This window comes from Desulfovibrio biadhensis, assembly GCF_055388615.1.
Window position 1 is genome coordinate 3,812,841 of sequence record NZ_AP042477.1, and the last position, 15,143, is coordinate 3,827,983.

Genomic DNA, 15,143 nt, shown 5'->3' on the forward strand with positions numbered 1-15,143 from the left:
GCGATTGGTAGTGCTTTGCAGGGTGTTTAGCCCAGCGCTTCACGCAGGTAGGAGAGCAGGATGTCGATATCTAAAGGCTTTGAGAACGTTTTTGAGGCGCCGAACATCTCCGCCAGTTCAAGGTTGCAGCTGGGAGACAGTTGTTTGGCGCCGCCGGAAATGGCTACGATCACCATATCCTTGTAAATCTTCCTCAATTCCTTGATCAGTGTCAGCCCTTCCTTTTCGGGCATCAGAATGTCCGTAACCACAGCGTCTGGCACTTTGCTGTTACAACTGTGCAGGGCCTTTTCTCCGTCCTGGGCTACAGAGGTTGCAAAGCCCTCCAGTTGTAACGATTCCTGCAGCATCGTACGGATCATGGGATCGTCTTCAACAATCAGAATATGCTTCATTGGCTCTCCAGTGGTAGTCGCGTCGTAGAGCTGCAACTGGCTGCAACGCGGTATCTCACCCGAGGATGTCTTTGACCGTCTGCAGCAGGTCGTTCATGTCCACGGGTTTGTTGAACGTCTTGATGGCTCCCAGGGCATTGGCTGTCCCCAGAAGGTAGTCGCCCCTGATGTTGGCGCTGCCGCCTGAAATGGCGATGACCTTTACATCTGGAAATTCCTTGCGCAGGGCATGTATGGTCTCAACCCCGTCTTGCTCGGGCATGATGATATCAGTGATTACAAGCTCCGCAGGCTTTTCGCGGTAAAGCTTCACGGCTTCGCGTCCGTTTGCTGCTTCCACCACTTCGTAGCCTTCTTGCGCCAGCGTTTCGCTGAGCATGCCACGTACTTGTGGGTCGTCTTCCACGAGAATCAGTCTGGGCATACTTCCTCCCTTGAGGTGGTCTCCAACACCTGGCGGATTGTCTGCGCCAAGTGTTCTTCGATGATAGGCTTCATGAGAAATTCCTTAATACCAAGATTTCTGGCTTCTTCCGGCGTTAGCTGTTCAGAGTAACCTGTGACCATGATTATGGGAAGTTTGGGCCGCAAGGTAAGCATTTGTTTGGCGAGGTCCACACCTGTAAGATACGGCATGGTATGATCAGTTATCAACAAATCAAAATCATTGGGCGATTCTTTGAATCGCGCAAGCGCCGTATGGGGTGATGTCAGGGCTGTGACCCTGTAGCCGAGTTGGGAGAGCATTTCGCGCACCATATCCACAACCAGAGCCTCGTCGTCTACAAAAAGAATATGTTCTTTACCCATGGGGGCGGTTTCATCCGGGCAAGGGCAGGATGCGGCTTCTTCCTTGCGCATGGGAAGAACGACCTTGAAGACAGAGCCTTTCCCGATCTCGCTTTCCACCTGAATGCTGCCCCCGTGGCTGTTGACGATGCCGTGGACTACGGAGAGTCCCATCCCGGTGCCTTCACCAGGATTTTTGGTGGTGAAGAAGGGGTCGAATATTTGCTCGATGATGGCCTGGTCCATGCCGCACCCCGTGTCATAGACTTCAAGCTGCAAATATTCGCCATGGGCGCGCTCCGGATACTGGGCCTGGTTGTTTTCACAGATGGTCAAGGGGGTCAGCGCCATCCGTAACAAGCCGCCTGTCTCGCGCATGGAGTGCATGGCGTTGGTGCAGAGATTCATGAGCACCTGATGAATCTGGGTGGGGTCGCCTATGATGATATCGTCGTCTTCGGAAAGCGACTCATCCACATCGATACGAAAGTCGATGGTAGCAGGCAGGGTGGCCCGCAGCATCTTCCCCACTTCTTTGAACAGAGACGTGAGATGAACGGGCTTCATTTCCTTGTCGGTCTGCCGGCTGAAGGTCAGAATCTGACGTACCAGCTCCGAGGCCCGCATTCCGGCCGATTGGACTTGCAGCAAATATTCCTCGAGCTTGGAGCCTGTTTCCGCCTGTTTCAGGGCAAGTCGAATAAAGCCGAGGATGGCGAAAATCATGTTGTTGAAATCGTGAGCAATGCCGCCAGCCAACGTGCCCAGGGCCTGCATCTTCTGGGCTTGATGGAAGTGGCGTTCCATTTTGGCCCGTTCGGCTTCGGCCATTTTACGTTCCGTTATGTCAACAGCCACGCCGAGAATTTGTTGTTTGCCGGCAAGAGGGAGTTTGGTGGTGGCGTGGATGCGCTTTTCGCCCCTTGCGTTGGTGACGACACGCTGTGGAATGAATATGGGTTTGTGCGAATCCAGAACGTCGAGATCTTCAGCGCGGAAAACATTGATTTCATCTTCATGGGGGTTGAAGTCTTCCCCTTTGTGGCCGACGAGTTCGCTGGGAGTCTTTGATCCGTAAAGTTCAGCCATGGCTTTGTTGACCAAGACAAAGCGTCCTTCCCTGTCCTTGACGAAAATGGGGGAGGGCACCGTGTCTATAATCTGGTGCAAAAAGGCGCGATGGTCGCGCAATTCCTGCTCTGCGTTACATCGCTCTGTGATATCCAGAATGGAGACGAGAACCTTGTTCAGCGTGTCTTCCGCCCCTGGAGCGACACTGAGATGAATGGAGACGAATTTTGTTTCACCCTCCAGAGTCTTGTGCTCTGATTCAGCTTCGTAGATGCGTTTGCCTTCAGCCAGAGCAACGAGTTCCTCCTTGAAGGCGAGCAGTGACTTTTCCGTGAACACCCTGTCGAGCCCTGCCAAAAGGTCTTTTTTTGATTCGGCGCAAAAGAACTGCAGGGTGGCGATATTGACGTCCACCAATTCAACGAGCTGGGCGCAATGTGTCACCATTTCGGGATTTTCGTCGAAAAAGGCGCGGAAATTGATAATGCCCTGATCACGCAGGGAATCCAGGTAATATTTGACGTGGGAAAAATCCTCTTCCCAAAGCGAGATGGGGGAGTCCTCGAAAAGACTTTTGTAGCGGCGTTCGCTTTCCCTGAGCAGTTCCTGCGCCATGCGTCTGCGGGTAACGTCGCGCCCTACCGCCTGATATTCAGTAAGCTGGCCCACTGCGTCGTAGATCGCCCTGTGCGTCCAGTTCTGCCAGCGACGTTCACCGCTTTCCAGAATGATCTGATGCTCGAAGCTGGTGACGGGCTTGTCATGGCTCAGGCTGGAAATGTGCTGGTGAATCAGCCGCAAATCAGTATCAGGAATGTGGGGGATGAAGTTTCGGTTGATAAGCTCGTGTCTGTCCTTTCCATAATACCGGGCGTAGGCTTCATTGACGTAAGACAGACGTCCGTCTGGAAGGTAGCGGCAGATAAGCTCTGTCTGGTCTTCCAGGATGGCTTTGTAGCGTTCTTCACTATCGCGCAAGGCTCGGATGGCCTTCTCGTTTTCTGAAATATCTCTCGTGTATATGGCGACACGGACGGCGTTGTTTCGCTCATCAACGTAGGGATGAAGCCGGTGCCCGTAGGTGACTCCGTGGTGTTCATCCTTGAATTGTATGGGCTTGCGGGTTTCAACGGCATGGCTGACCCAACGTTTGCGTTTGCCCACAAGTTCATTAGGCAGAATGTCGTAAATACTGACTCCAACGAGCTCTTCCGGGCTGCGACGGAAACGCATGGCGCCTGCTTCATTGATGACAATGATGGTGCCGACTTGATCGATGATCAAGACAGTGTCTGAAGAAGCGTTGAGTAGCGCCCTTGACTGGTGTTTGAGCTCGGAAAGTTCCGTCCTGCTCTTCTCATGAGATTCCTGCAGGGGGGCGAGTTCGCTTAGCTGCTTTTCAAGCTCGCGAATTCGTTCCTGAAGATCTTCTCTGCTTTGTTCGTTTTCAGCCACGGTGTCTCCGATAAAACGGATGTCTTTTGGTACTTCAGGTCCATTGTTCCCAAAACTTTCCTACGGCAATGAAAAGGTAAAGCTATACGGTTACTGTGGGTGTTGCAAACCCGAAACAAGGCCTCGATGCTAACCGGGTATGGCCATTATCTTCAGGATGCTTCTTATTTGTCCGCACGTTAGCGGATGCATTGCAAGGGAATGTCTTGTTTCGGGCATTCATTCTCGAACATCGTTACCTTTTTTTAAACACAAGTTTGATGACAACCAGGATCAAGATGAAAACAGCGACCCCGCCAAGGAAAATAAGGGCCTGATCCCAATTGTCCCAAGCTGCTGTCTGCTGCAATTCCCGTTGTGGAGGAAAATACTGTGGATTTTCCTGAATCATTGTTTACCTGTGCCATAAGCGGTCTTGTCAAATGTCCGGGACGTCGCCTTGTAACAATGAAAAATGAATTTATGTGTAATGTAACTCCTAACGTCCTTTGTGGCAACGGGAATAAGCAGAAAGAGAGTAACTCCTCATAATGGTTCACGGCTCTGAAAAGGGCCTGGGACAACGGGGGGCGGCTGGACGCCCGGAATAATCTGGAGTAGAACGCAGGGGAAATCGCAGCCTGTGTGATCTGTTCGGCAATGTCGTCTACAACACTTGTCGAAGGGGGAGCACGCCCACGCATGTTTGCGGTGTACACCCAACGAAGGCTTCTGGGGGGACTAGGGTCAGAGATGTCATCTTCACTAATAGCTCCGGACCATGATGACAAAATCAAGGGCGTTTTTTCTACAAGCGTTCAAGCTGTTATCGGTTTCGGGCATACGAAAAGAAAGAAACAACAGCAGGTTTATGTTTATGCGGAAGAACAGGAAGATGGCCGCATCAGCATCCAGCCGCTGAATTCCAAATTTTTGCCCTCTGGGGAGACGAAGTATGTCACCAAAGAGGACATACTGAACAAGTGGGACCCTGAGCCACAGGTTTACATGAACAAGGTCTACCCCAGTATCAGGGCTGTGACCAAAAGTGTAGCTAAGGCCGAACGCCATTACAAGCAGGGGCATTTGTTCAGTGCCGAATATGAATTCAAGAACGCATTGCGGATTGACGAGGACAATATACGTGCAACCTTTGGTCTTGGGCTTACGTATCTAGACAGGGGTGAGAAAGAGAAAGGCGATCTCGTCTTCCGACGTCTGGTGCGACTCCAGGGCGCTTTTGAGCCCCGCCATAAGCATCTGTTCAATTCGTTCGGCATCAAGCTGCGTAAAAACGGCATGCTCACCCAGGCCTTGAAATATTATTCCCGTGCTTATCAATTCAGCAAAAAAGACGAAAATCTCCTCTACAATATTGCCAGGACCCTTTATGAAAAAGGAAGCCTGCAGCAAAGTCTGAGTATTACGCGCAAGGCTTTAGAGGTGAATCCTTCGCTTGACGTTGCCAAGGATCTAGAGGCATTGCTCATGAAAAAGCTGAAAAAGAAGAAGAAAAAGTCAAAACCGATCAAGGTCTGATCGCCTGCCGTAGGGCATGTGCTGTACATGGAGGGGGGGCGTCCTTTCTGGACAGTAGAAGAAGGAGTAGGCGTATGGACACCAAAGGCTTGAATTTTTTTGGGCGGTACCTGATAGAAAAGGGGATCATCAGCCAGGAATACCTGGATGATGCCATTAAATTTCAGGATGAATCCAACCGTCGCATCGGAGAACTGGCTCGAGAGCGTGGTTATCTGAAAAAAGAACAGACCGACGCGATTTTCGAGGAACAGAAAAGAGTGGATCAGCCATTCGGCGTCATTGCTTTGCGGCGGAACTACCTTACCCGTGGCCAGCTTGATGACCTGCTGTTTGCGCAGACCGTTTTCAGCACGCATTTGGGCGAAGCCCTGCTCATCAAAGGGTATCTGACTCCAGAGCAGTTTTCTGAGGAGCTTGAGAAGTTCCGGGAAGAGCAGGTGCTGCGAGAGAAGAAGCTCTACGAAGTTTTCCAGGACCTGGGCGACAGGGATATCTACCAGGCAGTTGTGCATTCCATGAACAGAGCTTTTCTGCGTTTTTGTGGCAGAGAACTGAAGATAGACTCCATTTGTCAGGCTCCTGCCTCCGGCTTTGATTTCAGTTTTATTCTGCGTGTGGGGACCCAGGAACGCGGGGAAATTGCCTGCACCGTATACCTTTCCGAGGCTCTGGGAGGGCAGGTTTCCACTGGTTTCATCAACGGGAAAAGCGTCAGCTGCAAGCGGGAGTGCGTGGACAGACTGTTTGAATTTTTCGCCATAGTGGACCGCTATCTTCTTGTTACCCTTGCAGAAAATGGCCTGAATGTTACAGGCAGCTCCATTGAAGGGGGCGAGATCGATAATGAGACAAAAGTAGACTCTTCTCGCAAAGGTCTTACCGTCAGCATGGCGACCCCCACACTGCCGTTGCTGCTGCACACCAGTATAGAGAAGGCTCAGGAGTCCGCCCCCTGCGAGGAGGACGCGTAACATGCCGAATCCGTCTGCAGACGCTGGGAACAATGGTGCGGAACAGCAGGGGATGGCTGGTGTTTTCTCGCGAATGGAAAAATCCTACATCGGCGCAGGCACCACCAGACGCAAGGTTGAGCAAAAAGTCTATTACTATTGCCAGGAAACAGAAGACGGCGCCATGTCCTGTCAGCGGTTGAACCCCAGGCTTTTGCCTTTTGGTGATGCAACCAAAATCGAACTGGACAAATTTCTCGCCACGTTCCAGCCGGAACCTGAAATCTACAATGAAAAGACGCTTCCCGCCATGCGGGAGGTGACAAAGAATCTGGCCAAGGGCGAACGGCTGCGCGGCCAAGGACAGCCCTTTGGCGCTGAAGTGGCCTTCAAAAACGCCCTCAGCATTGATGCTGATAACGTGCGCGGCAATTTTGGTCTTGGACTCACCTATCTGGATCAGGGGAAAAATGAAGAAGCCGGCCAGGTGTTGAAAAAAATCGTGCAGATTCAGGACTCCTTCAACCCTGAAAACAAGCACATGTTTAATGAATTCGGCATGAAACTGCGTAAAAATGGCCTGTATGATCAGGCGCTTTCCTATTACGCCAGCGCCTATAAAATGGCGAAAGACGACGAAAACCTCTGCTATAACATCGCCCGGACCCTGTACGACAAAGAAGATTACAAGAACTGCAAGGCCTATGTGGAAAAGGCCTTGGCCTTGAAGTCCGATTTCAAGGAAGCAGCAGGTCTTCTACGGGCAGCCCTGAAAAAACTGGCTGATTAGCCGGTTTTATTCCAGAACCAGACCACGGGCCTCAAAACGCTTATCGTGATTCTCCCGGCAGGCGGTGAGTACGTCTTGCAGATGGTCAAGGTTGTCGATGAGCGCTTCGTGATAAGGGTCGCGGTCCAGCCCCATGTCTTTAAAATAATGGGCGCGCATGTAGCGTGATACGTCGCCCAGGCTTTCGATCCTCTTTTTTGCAACAAAGTCGTAAAAACCTTGTGTTTTTTCCAAGAGCATAATTTCCGAGTCATATCCGGGGATGCCCGCTTCTTCAAACTCCTGGAAGAGCAACGGCAATTTTTCCAGGTAGGCCTTGTCGGCCATTTGGGCAAGGATGTCTGAGGCGGCCAGAATATGGCCGAAGAGTTGCACGTCATCGTTACGGAATTGCACCTCGGAGACAGGCATCGCCAGAATGGTGCTTTCTATGATGGCGCACACATCCTGGATATTGGCTTCAGACATGCCATAGCGCCCCATGAAATGACGGGCCACTTCCATGCTGCGGGCTTCGTGCCCTATGGTATGGCGCGCACCGGTTCCGGTGCTTTCTTCGGCCCGTTGGATCAAACCTGTATCATGGAACAGAGCCGCCAGCAGACAGAGTCTGGCGTTGTGCCCGTCAAGCTTTTCGCCCAGGATGACCGCTCCATGCATGAACCTGACACAGGCGAGGGTCACCGCCAATGTGTGTTCGAGATCGTGGTACGAGGTATTGCTGGCCTTGAAACCTGGCTGACGCCCTTCAAAGAGATCGATGACGTCGTGGAATGCGTTCCGCACAAAGGGGAAATCCATATCCGGGGCAATGGCGTTGAGTATGCGCATGCACTCCTCCACGACATCGTAAGGAGCAAAAGGCCCGATAAGAGAGAAAGGTGTATGGTCTTCAGAGCGCATTTAAGGGCACACTCCGGTTACACGGTTGCCGCTTCCTTTTTTTCTTCCTGGACGGTTTCCCAGTCCGGCTCCTGCCAGGATTGCGGACGTTCAGGCATAACTTCTACATGGAATTCGGTTTCACCTCCATCCAAATCTGGACGCATCACGCGGACCGTAACCGGACCTCCCGACTTGCGAGCCTTTGGAGAAAAAGAGGCCAGGAGCCCAGCCGCTTCGGCAATTTTATCCGCGGGCCATTCTCCGGCATCCAATGGTCTGCCCAGGCCAAGGGGACCAGGGTAGTGTTGCGTCTTGAAAACGTAATCTCCAGGGCGGGCCATCTGCTCCATGCGGCCATTGTCTGACTGATTGCGCCCCAATGCCATCCAGAACGGTCCGGACCAATATTGGCGGCCGATGTTGGCAAGGTCGAAATCCTCTGCCAGAGGGTGTTTGGAGTGCTTCAGCACTGGCCAGTAACGTTTGGAGGATTCGATCTCGGCCAGTAGACAACCGCCGGCGGGGGTAGGAATTTCAGGCAGAGCATATTTTTCAGCCAGGGCCAATTGGTCCTTGCGACCGCGCCCCCCGATGGATAGCAGTTGCTCACGATCAATGCGTCCATCTAATTCCATGGGCGTGGGGTCGAGACGTTTTGCGCTCAAGGGGCGCAACAGCAAATCTTTGACGTCCGCATCGCGACGGATGATATTGAGTGTGTCCCTGCGTTGCGACATGGGGCGCTGGCCCAGCACTTCTCCGGATGCAATGCAAAACGCGCCATAGTGATGCATCAACTCCTTGGCTTTGGTGGCCATCAGAATTTTGCAGTCCACGCACGGGTTCATGCATTTGCCAAACCCATGGGCAGGGCCGGCGGCTATCATATCCGTGAAATCCTGCGCCACATCCACGGCAACGATATCCAGGGCATATATTTTTTCCCAGTGAGACAGCAGGTGCGGTTTGCCGAAAAAAGGGCTGGTAAAATGCAGGCACTTTACCCGTAATCCCTGTTCCTCGAGAACTTTTGCGGCAATGATGCTGTCCAACCCCCCGGAAAAAAGGCAAACTACGTCGTATGTGTTTGTTTCATTATTGTTGCTCATCTCCTGATGATAAGGAAGGAATCCTTGTTAGGCAATGGTTCGCAACAAAGGGGCGGCTGGTTTCCACCTGTACCTGCTCTTTTCATGGAGGGGTGAATACCGTAAGGTCCTGTAAGTCAAGGGTGGGGAAGTTGTTAAACATTCAACATTTTGTGAAGCTCATACGGTAATGGCTGAAATAAAACTAGGCCCCCAGGAAAACGAGCCGACAAAAGATCATTTTGTCCCCGTTTCGTCGACGCTGATACGCCCTTGGCAGAGCGGCAAATTTGCCCTTTACATACGACAGGAGGGCAGGTTTGTCCTGTACACCAACAAAGGGGGCGCCTACACAATTCGCCACCGCCAAAAGCTGGACGACCTCGGTATACGAGTACTTTTTATACCCCGAACGCAGCGCAAAGAGTACGAGCACTATCTTCGCGACAATCTGGGAGAAATTCTTTCCGATACGGGCATACCCGTCGAGGTGCGCACCGACGCGTGGTATGATGCCTCGGTATCCGTAGTGACAAGTGTTTTCGAGGAAAAACTGCCCCGGCAGATTTTTCGCAAGCGCTTTTCGGACATGAAGAAACTTGTCCGCGACAGCATCAGTTATTTCCAGGACCCCAAAGCCTTGCAGGATGTGCTCAGTCTGGTCTCCAAAGGGCACAAGCACTACAACCACAGCATCGGCACCATGGTGTTGCATTATTTTGTGCTCAAAACCTACGCCGAGGCTGATGACGATTTGCTCATCCACTCCAGTCTCGGGGCCTTGTTGCATGACATCGGCAAAGCCAATTTACCCCCAAAATTGTTGGAAAAACGCTATGACCTGCTAACAGGTGGTGAGCGTGAACTTTACCGGTCCCATCCGAGCGTGGGGGTTGGTCTTTGCCTTCCTTTGAATTTGTCGCAGGTGACGTATAATTGCATCCTGTTTCACCATGAGCAGGAAAATGGCAAAGGGTATCCATCCCATATGGCTGATGAAGCCATTCCTTTGTACGTCAAGACGCTTAGCCTCTGTAATGCCTATGACAATCTGACCAGGTCCACGCCGCACAGAGCGGCGTTCACTCCTTTTGAAGCTCTGCAGCGGTTGGACGTTCACAAGAAACGTTTTCACCCTGAATCCTTCAGAAGGTTGATCATGATCCTTTCCAATGCAGATATCCTGGATCAGCCCCCCATACCACTTAACGCCAAGGAAGATGGTGGAGGCATAAAGGCGACGGCCAAGGAAGAGAACAAGGAGAACGGACAAGAGAAGGGAAAGGGGTCGGAATGAAAGGGGCAAAAGCCCTGCCAGTGCTAGGCCTGACAGGGCTAGCTTGGACTACCAATGCGTTTTTTCTCGGGGCGAAAACTGGATCTCAAGTTTTGAGTCGGTTGCAGCCGCATACTTCAAAAGGCTTTTGGTGCTCGGAAGGTGTTTGCCTGATTCCATACGCGCGATAACCGACTGCGTTGTATTCATTTTTTGCGCAACTTCTTCCTGCGTCATATTCGCCCGTATACGGGCAGCAATAATTTGCCTGGCCAGCGCAAATTCTTCTTCCAGACCATCATACGCCTCCCGGAATTCCGGGTCTTGCAGCATTTCAGCCTTTATATCCTGTAAGGTGGTTCTGGCCATCATAAACTCCATGAATTTGAACTTTAATTGTAAATATGTTGTGTATTTAGGTGTTGCTAATGTCAGAGATTGCTTTTCTTCATGCGTTCTAACGCCAGATTGATTTCATGGCGTGGTGTTTTGTTGGTTTTTTTCAAGAAACACCGCAGGATGACGATTTTTTTTCCTGACAACGCACAGTACAGGCTCCTGCCCCATGTATCCTTGTCACGAACACGTATCTCCCAAATTTTGCCTTGGAGGTGTTTTGTTACTCCGGGGGAGAGATTGTCCAGACCGAACTCTTCGATCAGTTCCATTTGTCTGATCATTTGTGCCCGGATGGCAGCCGGAAATGCCTTGAACTCCTTGGTTACGGTTCTGTCGAGAAATTCCACGGACCATGTACTTGTAACCTCTTCTCTCATGTAAAAACTCCGTCTAGCTTTCGCCTGTAAAGAAGATAGCAATTTTGCGATAATGGTCAAGAAAAAAATGGAGCCCTTAGACATAGGGCTCCATTCATGGATAAATCAGTTGTTTTACGCGCTACTCCACCCAGTCGTCGCCCTCACTGATGGGGGCGAAGCCCCTGCGCATGGTGTTTTCCGTGATGACGCGCGGGTCCATGAACCGCAGCAGGTAGTCGGGACCGCCGGCCTTGGAGCCGACGCCACTCATCTTGAAGCCGCCAAAGGGCTGGCGCTCCACCAGGGAACCTGTACACCCGCGGTTCAGGTAGAGGTTGCCCACGCGGAATTCTTTGCGGGCTTGCTCCAGATGGCGGGGGCTGCGGCTGAAAACGCCCCCTGTCAGCGCGTAGGGAGTGCCATTGGCAATTTCCAGGGCTGCGTCAAAGTCCCTGGCCCGGAGTACGGAAATGACCGGACCGAAGATTTCCTCCTGGGCCAGCCGATGTTCAGGGCGGATATCCCCGAAGATGGTGGGGGGCACGTAGTATCCCTTTTCCGGGACTTCACGTTGCAGCAGCACTTTGCCTTCTTTTTTACCGATCTCGATATATTCGAGGATGCGTTCCTGTGCAGTCTTGTCCACCACGGGACCCATGTAATTGGCAGGCTCTTCCGCTGGTCCGATTTTGATGGAGTTCACCGCTTCAACCAGGCGCTCCATGCAGCGGTCATATATGGAATCAAGCACAATGACCCGCGAACAGGCAGAGCATTTTTGCCCCTGAAAACCCAGAGCGGAGTAAACAATGTGAACCACGGCTTCATCCAGGTCAGCGTCGTCGTCCACAATGAGGGCGTTTTTGCCGCCAAGTTCGCAAATAATTTTCTTGAAGTTCTGCTGTTCGTTTTGGAGACGGGAGGCTTTTTCCATTATCCGCGTGCCCACTTCCAATGAACCGGTGAAGGCGATGAGCGCCACGTCTTTGTGCTCCACCATGTAGTCGCCCATGACGCTGCCGCGCCCGGGCAGGTAGTTGAAAACGCCATCGGGGATGCCGGCCTGTTGAAACGCCCTGGCCATTGCGTGCCCGATCAAAGGGGAGACGTTGGAAGGTTTGTAGACAACCGTGTTGCCCGTAACCATGGCCGCAGCGCTCATGCCGCAGGAAATGGCCAAGGGAAAGTTCCAGGGGGCGATGACCGCAGCTACACCGCAGGGTTGATAAAAAAGGTGGTTCAACTCTCCAGGAGCCCGCCCCATGCGACGTTTCTTGTCCAGCCGGAGCATCTCGCGACCGTAATACTCCAGAAAGTCAATGGCTTCACATACATCACCATAGGACTGGTCCCACTGTTTGCCCACCTCCAGCACTTGTAAGGCGCAGTGGTCATATATGTTTTTGCGCAAGATGTCGGCTGTTTTGAAAATCAGCTCCACGCGTTTTTCCGTCGGCGTATCCCGCCAGGCAGGGAAAGCGGTAGCTGCGGCCTTGATGGCTGCTTCGGTTTCTTCGATTCCGGCCTGACACACCGTGCCCAGCACTTCGTCAGGGGCAGCGGGGTTCACAGACTGGATCAGGTCATCCGTTTCCACATCTTTGCCATTAATGAGCAGGGTAGCCTTGCGACCTTCATTTTCATTTCTAAGGCGGTCAATGGCTTCGGGAAAGGCATTGCGAACCGGTTCAAGGGTAAAGTCCGCGGCTGCCTCGTTGTCAAAAGGCGCCAGCCCATTTGCTTGGGGCGTTTTTTGAGGCTTGGCTGCGCGCTCACGCTCTACCGTCAATTCTGGGTTTTCGAGCAAATGCTCAACATCGAGGTCGGAGACAAAGCTCTGGCGTAAAAAGCTTTCGTTGGCCGTGTTTTCCAAGAGACGGCGCACCAGATAGGCCATACCCGGGAGCAACTCCCCGTAAGGGCAATAAAGCCGCACGCGACGGGCAACCTTTTGCAGGCCTTTTCGTACGGGTTCCGCCATGCCGTAAAGCACCTGAAATTCGTATTTTTCTTCAGGAACATTCAAGGCGAGGGCCGTTTCCATGACGGCTGAGATGGTGCGCACGTTGTGCGAACCGCAGGCAAGATGGCAGATATCATGGTTTTCTAAAATACGGCGAGCGATACGCTCGAAGGCTGCGTCGGACTCGGCTTTGATGGTCCAAACGGGAACCGGCAGGCCGTTCTGCTTGGCGGCAACTGTTTCGTAATCCCAGTAGGCGCCTTTTACCAGCCGGATCGAAATGGGAAGCTTCTCGCCTTTGGCCCAGGAAAGGATGTCTTCGAGGTCGCTTTCAGTTTCACGCAAGTAGGCTTGCAACACCAGTCCAAGGTGAGGGTAGTCGCGGAACTCCTCATGCGTGCGCAGCCGTTTGTACAACTCTATGGTTATATCCTTATATGCACGCTGCTCCATGTCGATGCACAAAAAACCGCCCATTTCCTTTACTTTGCGGTAGATGGGCAGAATGCGCGCCATGATTGCCTGGATGGAGCCTTCCTGATCGACAGGGCGGGCCTGGGAGAAAAAGGCTGAAGGTTTGACCGCAACATTAATCATCGGCGCGTGCCCCCAATCGCCTCCGTCGGGGGAGGCGCCCGCAGTCATGGGGGGGAGGGGGGTCATTTTTTTCTGTTCTTTGGCAAGAGCGTCCAACAGTTCCAGGTAGCCGGCGGCATACGCTGCAGCCTCGCTCTCGTTAACGGTAGCCTCGCCCAAGAGGTCCACAACGACGGCAAACCCGTCCTTGCGCAGCTTGCGGATGTTCTTCACGGCGTCTTTGGTGTTCTCGCCAATGATGAACTGCTTGGCCATTTTTTCGATATTACTGCGCATGGTTCTGGAAACCATCATGGCGGCAAGCTTGCCGCCCTTGCCTACACCGTCTACACCCCATTTCAACACAGAAGGCATATCGGCTTCTGGATCGCCGAAGTATTCTTCCATGTGACGTTGGAGCGATTCGGTGGTATTGAGGTAGGGCAAGACGTCAACGAAGCGAAACATTTGGACCTTGAAATTTTCGTTGGCCATGCACCAGTCCATGACCTTTCCAGTCCACCAGCTTTTGTTAAAAATGGAAGGGGATTCGCCCTTGATCGAGGAAAAAAACTCCTTGCCGCGGGCCATGATTGTTGCTTCGAAACCGGAGGCTTGGGACATGTCTTACCTCTGTGCTCGTCGCTGTGCTCCGGCAGATTGACTACCGGGCGATTTGCCAAAAAGAACAGCACTTTGTTGTAAAGCTTTTTATTTACTTGCAAAAAATATTGTTTGCAAGTACTAATCTCCAGGCTGGGCAATCAGCACAACACTTTCTACAAAAAATGCAAAAACAACTATCATTAGATAACGTAAGCGTACATTTTGGTGGTGTACAGGCTCTGGCTAACGTCAGTTTTGACATTGAACCCGGCGAAATCGTTGGGCTCATAGGTCCTAACGGCGCAGGCAAGACTACTATTTTCAACGTCATCACTGGCGTTTACAAAACAAGTAATGGTGATGTGCGTTTTGACGGGCAGAGCTTGAAAGGTTTGCGCCCCCATCGCATTCTGGCAACGGGTATAGCTCGTACGTTTCAGAATATACGACTGTTCCAGAACATGACTGCGCTGGAAAACGTAATGATAGCGTTGCATTCGCGAACAAAGGGGACGATCGTCACATCCATTTTGCGTACACCGGGGCAACGCCGCGAAGAGCGTATGGTCGTAGAAATGGCCAGGGAAGCTCTTAAGTTCGTGAATATGGGAAATGACGCCGACATCGTAGCCAAAAATCTCCCATACGGGCACCAGCGAAGACTGGAAATTGCCCGCGCGCTGGCCTCGTCACCCAAGGTCATGTTGTTGGATGAGCCGGCGGCCGGACTGAACCCCGCCGAAACCAACGAACTGATGGATACCATCCACCGAATTGTAGATACGGGTGTGGGCGTTCTTTTGGTGGAGCATGATATGCGCGTTGTTATGGGTATTTGCCGCCACATTGTGGTTCTGGACCACGGTGTGAAGATAGCAGAAGGCGAACCCGAGCAAATCCAGCGGGACCCTACTGTCATTGAAGCATACCTGGGCAGGCAGTCCGACGAGGACTAGGCCGGAGCCTGGACATGACACAAGGAACCTGAACCACGGGGCGAGAGCGCCCCAAACATGGAGG

Annotated in this window: 13 protein-coding genes; 5 read left to right on the forward strand and 8 right to left on the reverse strand. The window is 52.2% G+C overall.

Going from position 1 to position 15,143, the window contains the following annotated elements:
• Positions 1-26: 26 nt before the first annotated feature.
• Genes ACZ5EH_RS16535 through ACZ5EH_RS16545 form a run of 3 tightly spaced genes read right to left on the reverse strand, consistent with a single transcriptional unit; the run spans position 27 to position 3,710 of the window.
• On the reverse strand, positions 27-395 hold the full coding sequence (locus ACZ5EH_RS16535; protein WP_464274977.1) for a response regulator: 369 nt from the start codon (positions 393-395) through the stop codon (positions 27-29).
• A 55-nt stretch (positions 396-450) separates the two neighbouring features.
• A complete protein-coding gene (locus tag ACZ5EH_RS16540) occupies positions 451-819 on the reverse strand; it encodes a response regulator (RefSeq protein ID WP_464274978.1) in 369 nt (122 codons plus the stop codon).
• Complete coding sequence (locus ACZ5EH_RS16545) at positions 807-3,710, reverse strand: hybrid sensor histidine kinase/response regulator (RefSeq protein ID WP_464274979.1); 2,904 nt, start codon at positions 3,708-3,710, stop codon at positions 807-809. Before ACZ5EH_RS16545 ends, ACZ5EH_RS16540 begins: the two co-directional genes overlap by 13 nt.
• Before the next feature lie 732 nt (positions 3,711-4,442).
• Here ACZ5EH_RS16545 and ACZ5EH_RS16550 point away from each other — a divergent pair.
• The 3 genes from ACZ5EH_RS16550 (at position 4,443) to ACZ5EH_RS16560 (ending at position 6,971) form a co-directional block, all read left to right on the forward strand.
• The gene (locus tag ACZ5EH_RS16550; protein ID WP_464274980.1) at positions 4,443-5,228 is read left to right on the forward strand and encodes a tetratricopeptide repeat protein; all 786 of its coding nucleotides are present in this window, start codon (positions 4,443-4,445) and stop codon (positions 5,226-5,228) included.
• A 74-nt stretch (positions 5,229-5,302) separates the two neighbouring features.
• Positions 5,303-6,202: a hypothetical protein gene (locus ACZ5EH_RS16555; RefSeq protein ID WP_464274981.1), complete on the forward strand. Its 900-nt coding sequence runs from the start codon at positions 5,303-5,305 to the stop codon at positions 6,200-6,202.
• A gap of 1 nt (position 6,203) precedes the next feature.
• Positions 6,204-6,971: a tetratricopeptide repeat protein gene (locus ACZ5EH_RS16560; protein ID WP_464274982.1), complete on the forward strand. Its 768-nt coding sequence runs from the start codon at positions 6,204-6,206 to the stop codon at positions 6,969-6,971.
• A 6-nt stretch (positions 6,972-6,977) separates the two neighbouring features.
• On the opposite strand, the gene ACZ5EH_RS16565 is transcribed toward ACZ5EH_RS16560, so the two are convergent.
• Together ACZ5EH_RS16565 and ACZ5EH_RS16570 are read right to left on the reverse strand one after the other, a co-directional pair.
• Positions 6,978-7,802 carry an HD domain-containing protein gene (locus ACZ5EH_RS16565; RefSeq protein WP_464274983.1) on the reverse strand — a complete coding sequence of 275 codons (825 nt, stop codon included), beginning with the start codon at positions 7,800-7,802 and terminating at the stop codon, positions 6,978-6,980.
• 89 nt (positions 7,803-7,891) lie between these two features.
• Entirely contained in the window at positions 7,892-8,965 is a 1,074-nt protein-coding gene (locus ACZ5EH_RS16570; protein ID WP_464274984.1) for a tRNA(5-methylaminomethyl-2-thiouridylate) methyltransferase, read from the reverse strand.
• A gap of 169 nt (positions 8,966-9,134) precedes the next feature.
• Here ACZ5EH_RS16570 and ACZ5EH_RS16575 point away from each other — a divergent pair, with 169 nt between their 5' ends.
• Positions 9,135-10,241 carry an HD-GYP domain-containing protein gene (locus ACZ5EH_RS16575; RefSeq protein WP_464274985.1) on the forward strand — a complete coding sequence of 369 codons (1,107 nt, stop codon included), beginning with the start codon at positions 9,135-9,137 and terminating at the stop codon, positions 10,239-10,241.
• 48 nt (positions 10,242-10,289) lie between these two features.
• Here the strand turns inward: ACZ5EH_RS16575 and ACZ5EH_RS16580 are convergent, their stop codons facing one another.
• The 3 genes from ACZ5EH_RS16580 to pruA form a co-directional block, all read right to left on the reverse strand.
• Entirely contained in the window at positions 10,290-10,589 is a 300-nt protein-coding gene (locus ACZ5EH_RS16580; protein WP_464274986.1) for a helix-turn-helix transcriptional regulator, read from the reverse strand.
• 62 nt (positions 10,590-10,651) lie between these two features.
• Positions 10,652-11,080: a type II toxin-antitoxin system RelE/ParE family toxin gene (locus ACZ5EH_RS16585; RefSeq protein ID WP_464274987.1), complete on the reverse strand. Its 429-nt coding sequence runs from the start codon at positions 11,078-11,080 to the stop codon at positions 10,652-10,654.
• 37 nt (positions 11,081-11,117) lie between these two features.
• The gene (gene pruA, locus ACZ5EH_RS16590) at positions 11,118-14,141 is read right to left on the reverse strand and encodes an L-glutamate gamma-semialdehyde dehydrogenase (protein ID WP_464274988.1); all 3,024 of its coding nucleotides are present in this window, start codon (positions 14,139-14,141) and stop codon (positions 11,118-11,120) included.
• Positions 14,142-14,305: 164 nt separating this feature from the next.
• Here pruA and ACZ5EH_RS16595 point away from each other — a divergent pair, with 164 nt between their 5' ends.
• Positions 14,306-15,079, forward strand: coding sequence for an ABC transporter ATP-binding protein (locus tag ACZ5EH_RS16595; RefSeq protein WP_464274989.1), 774 nt, complete (start codon positions 14,306-14,308; stop codon positions 15,077-15,079).
• Positions 15,080-15,143: the final 64 nt, after the last annotated feature.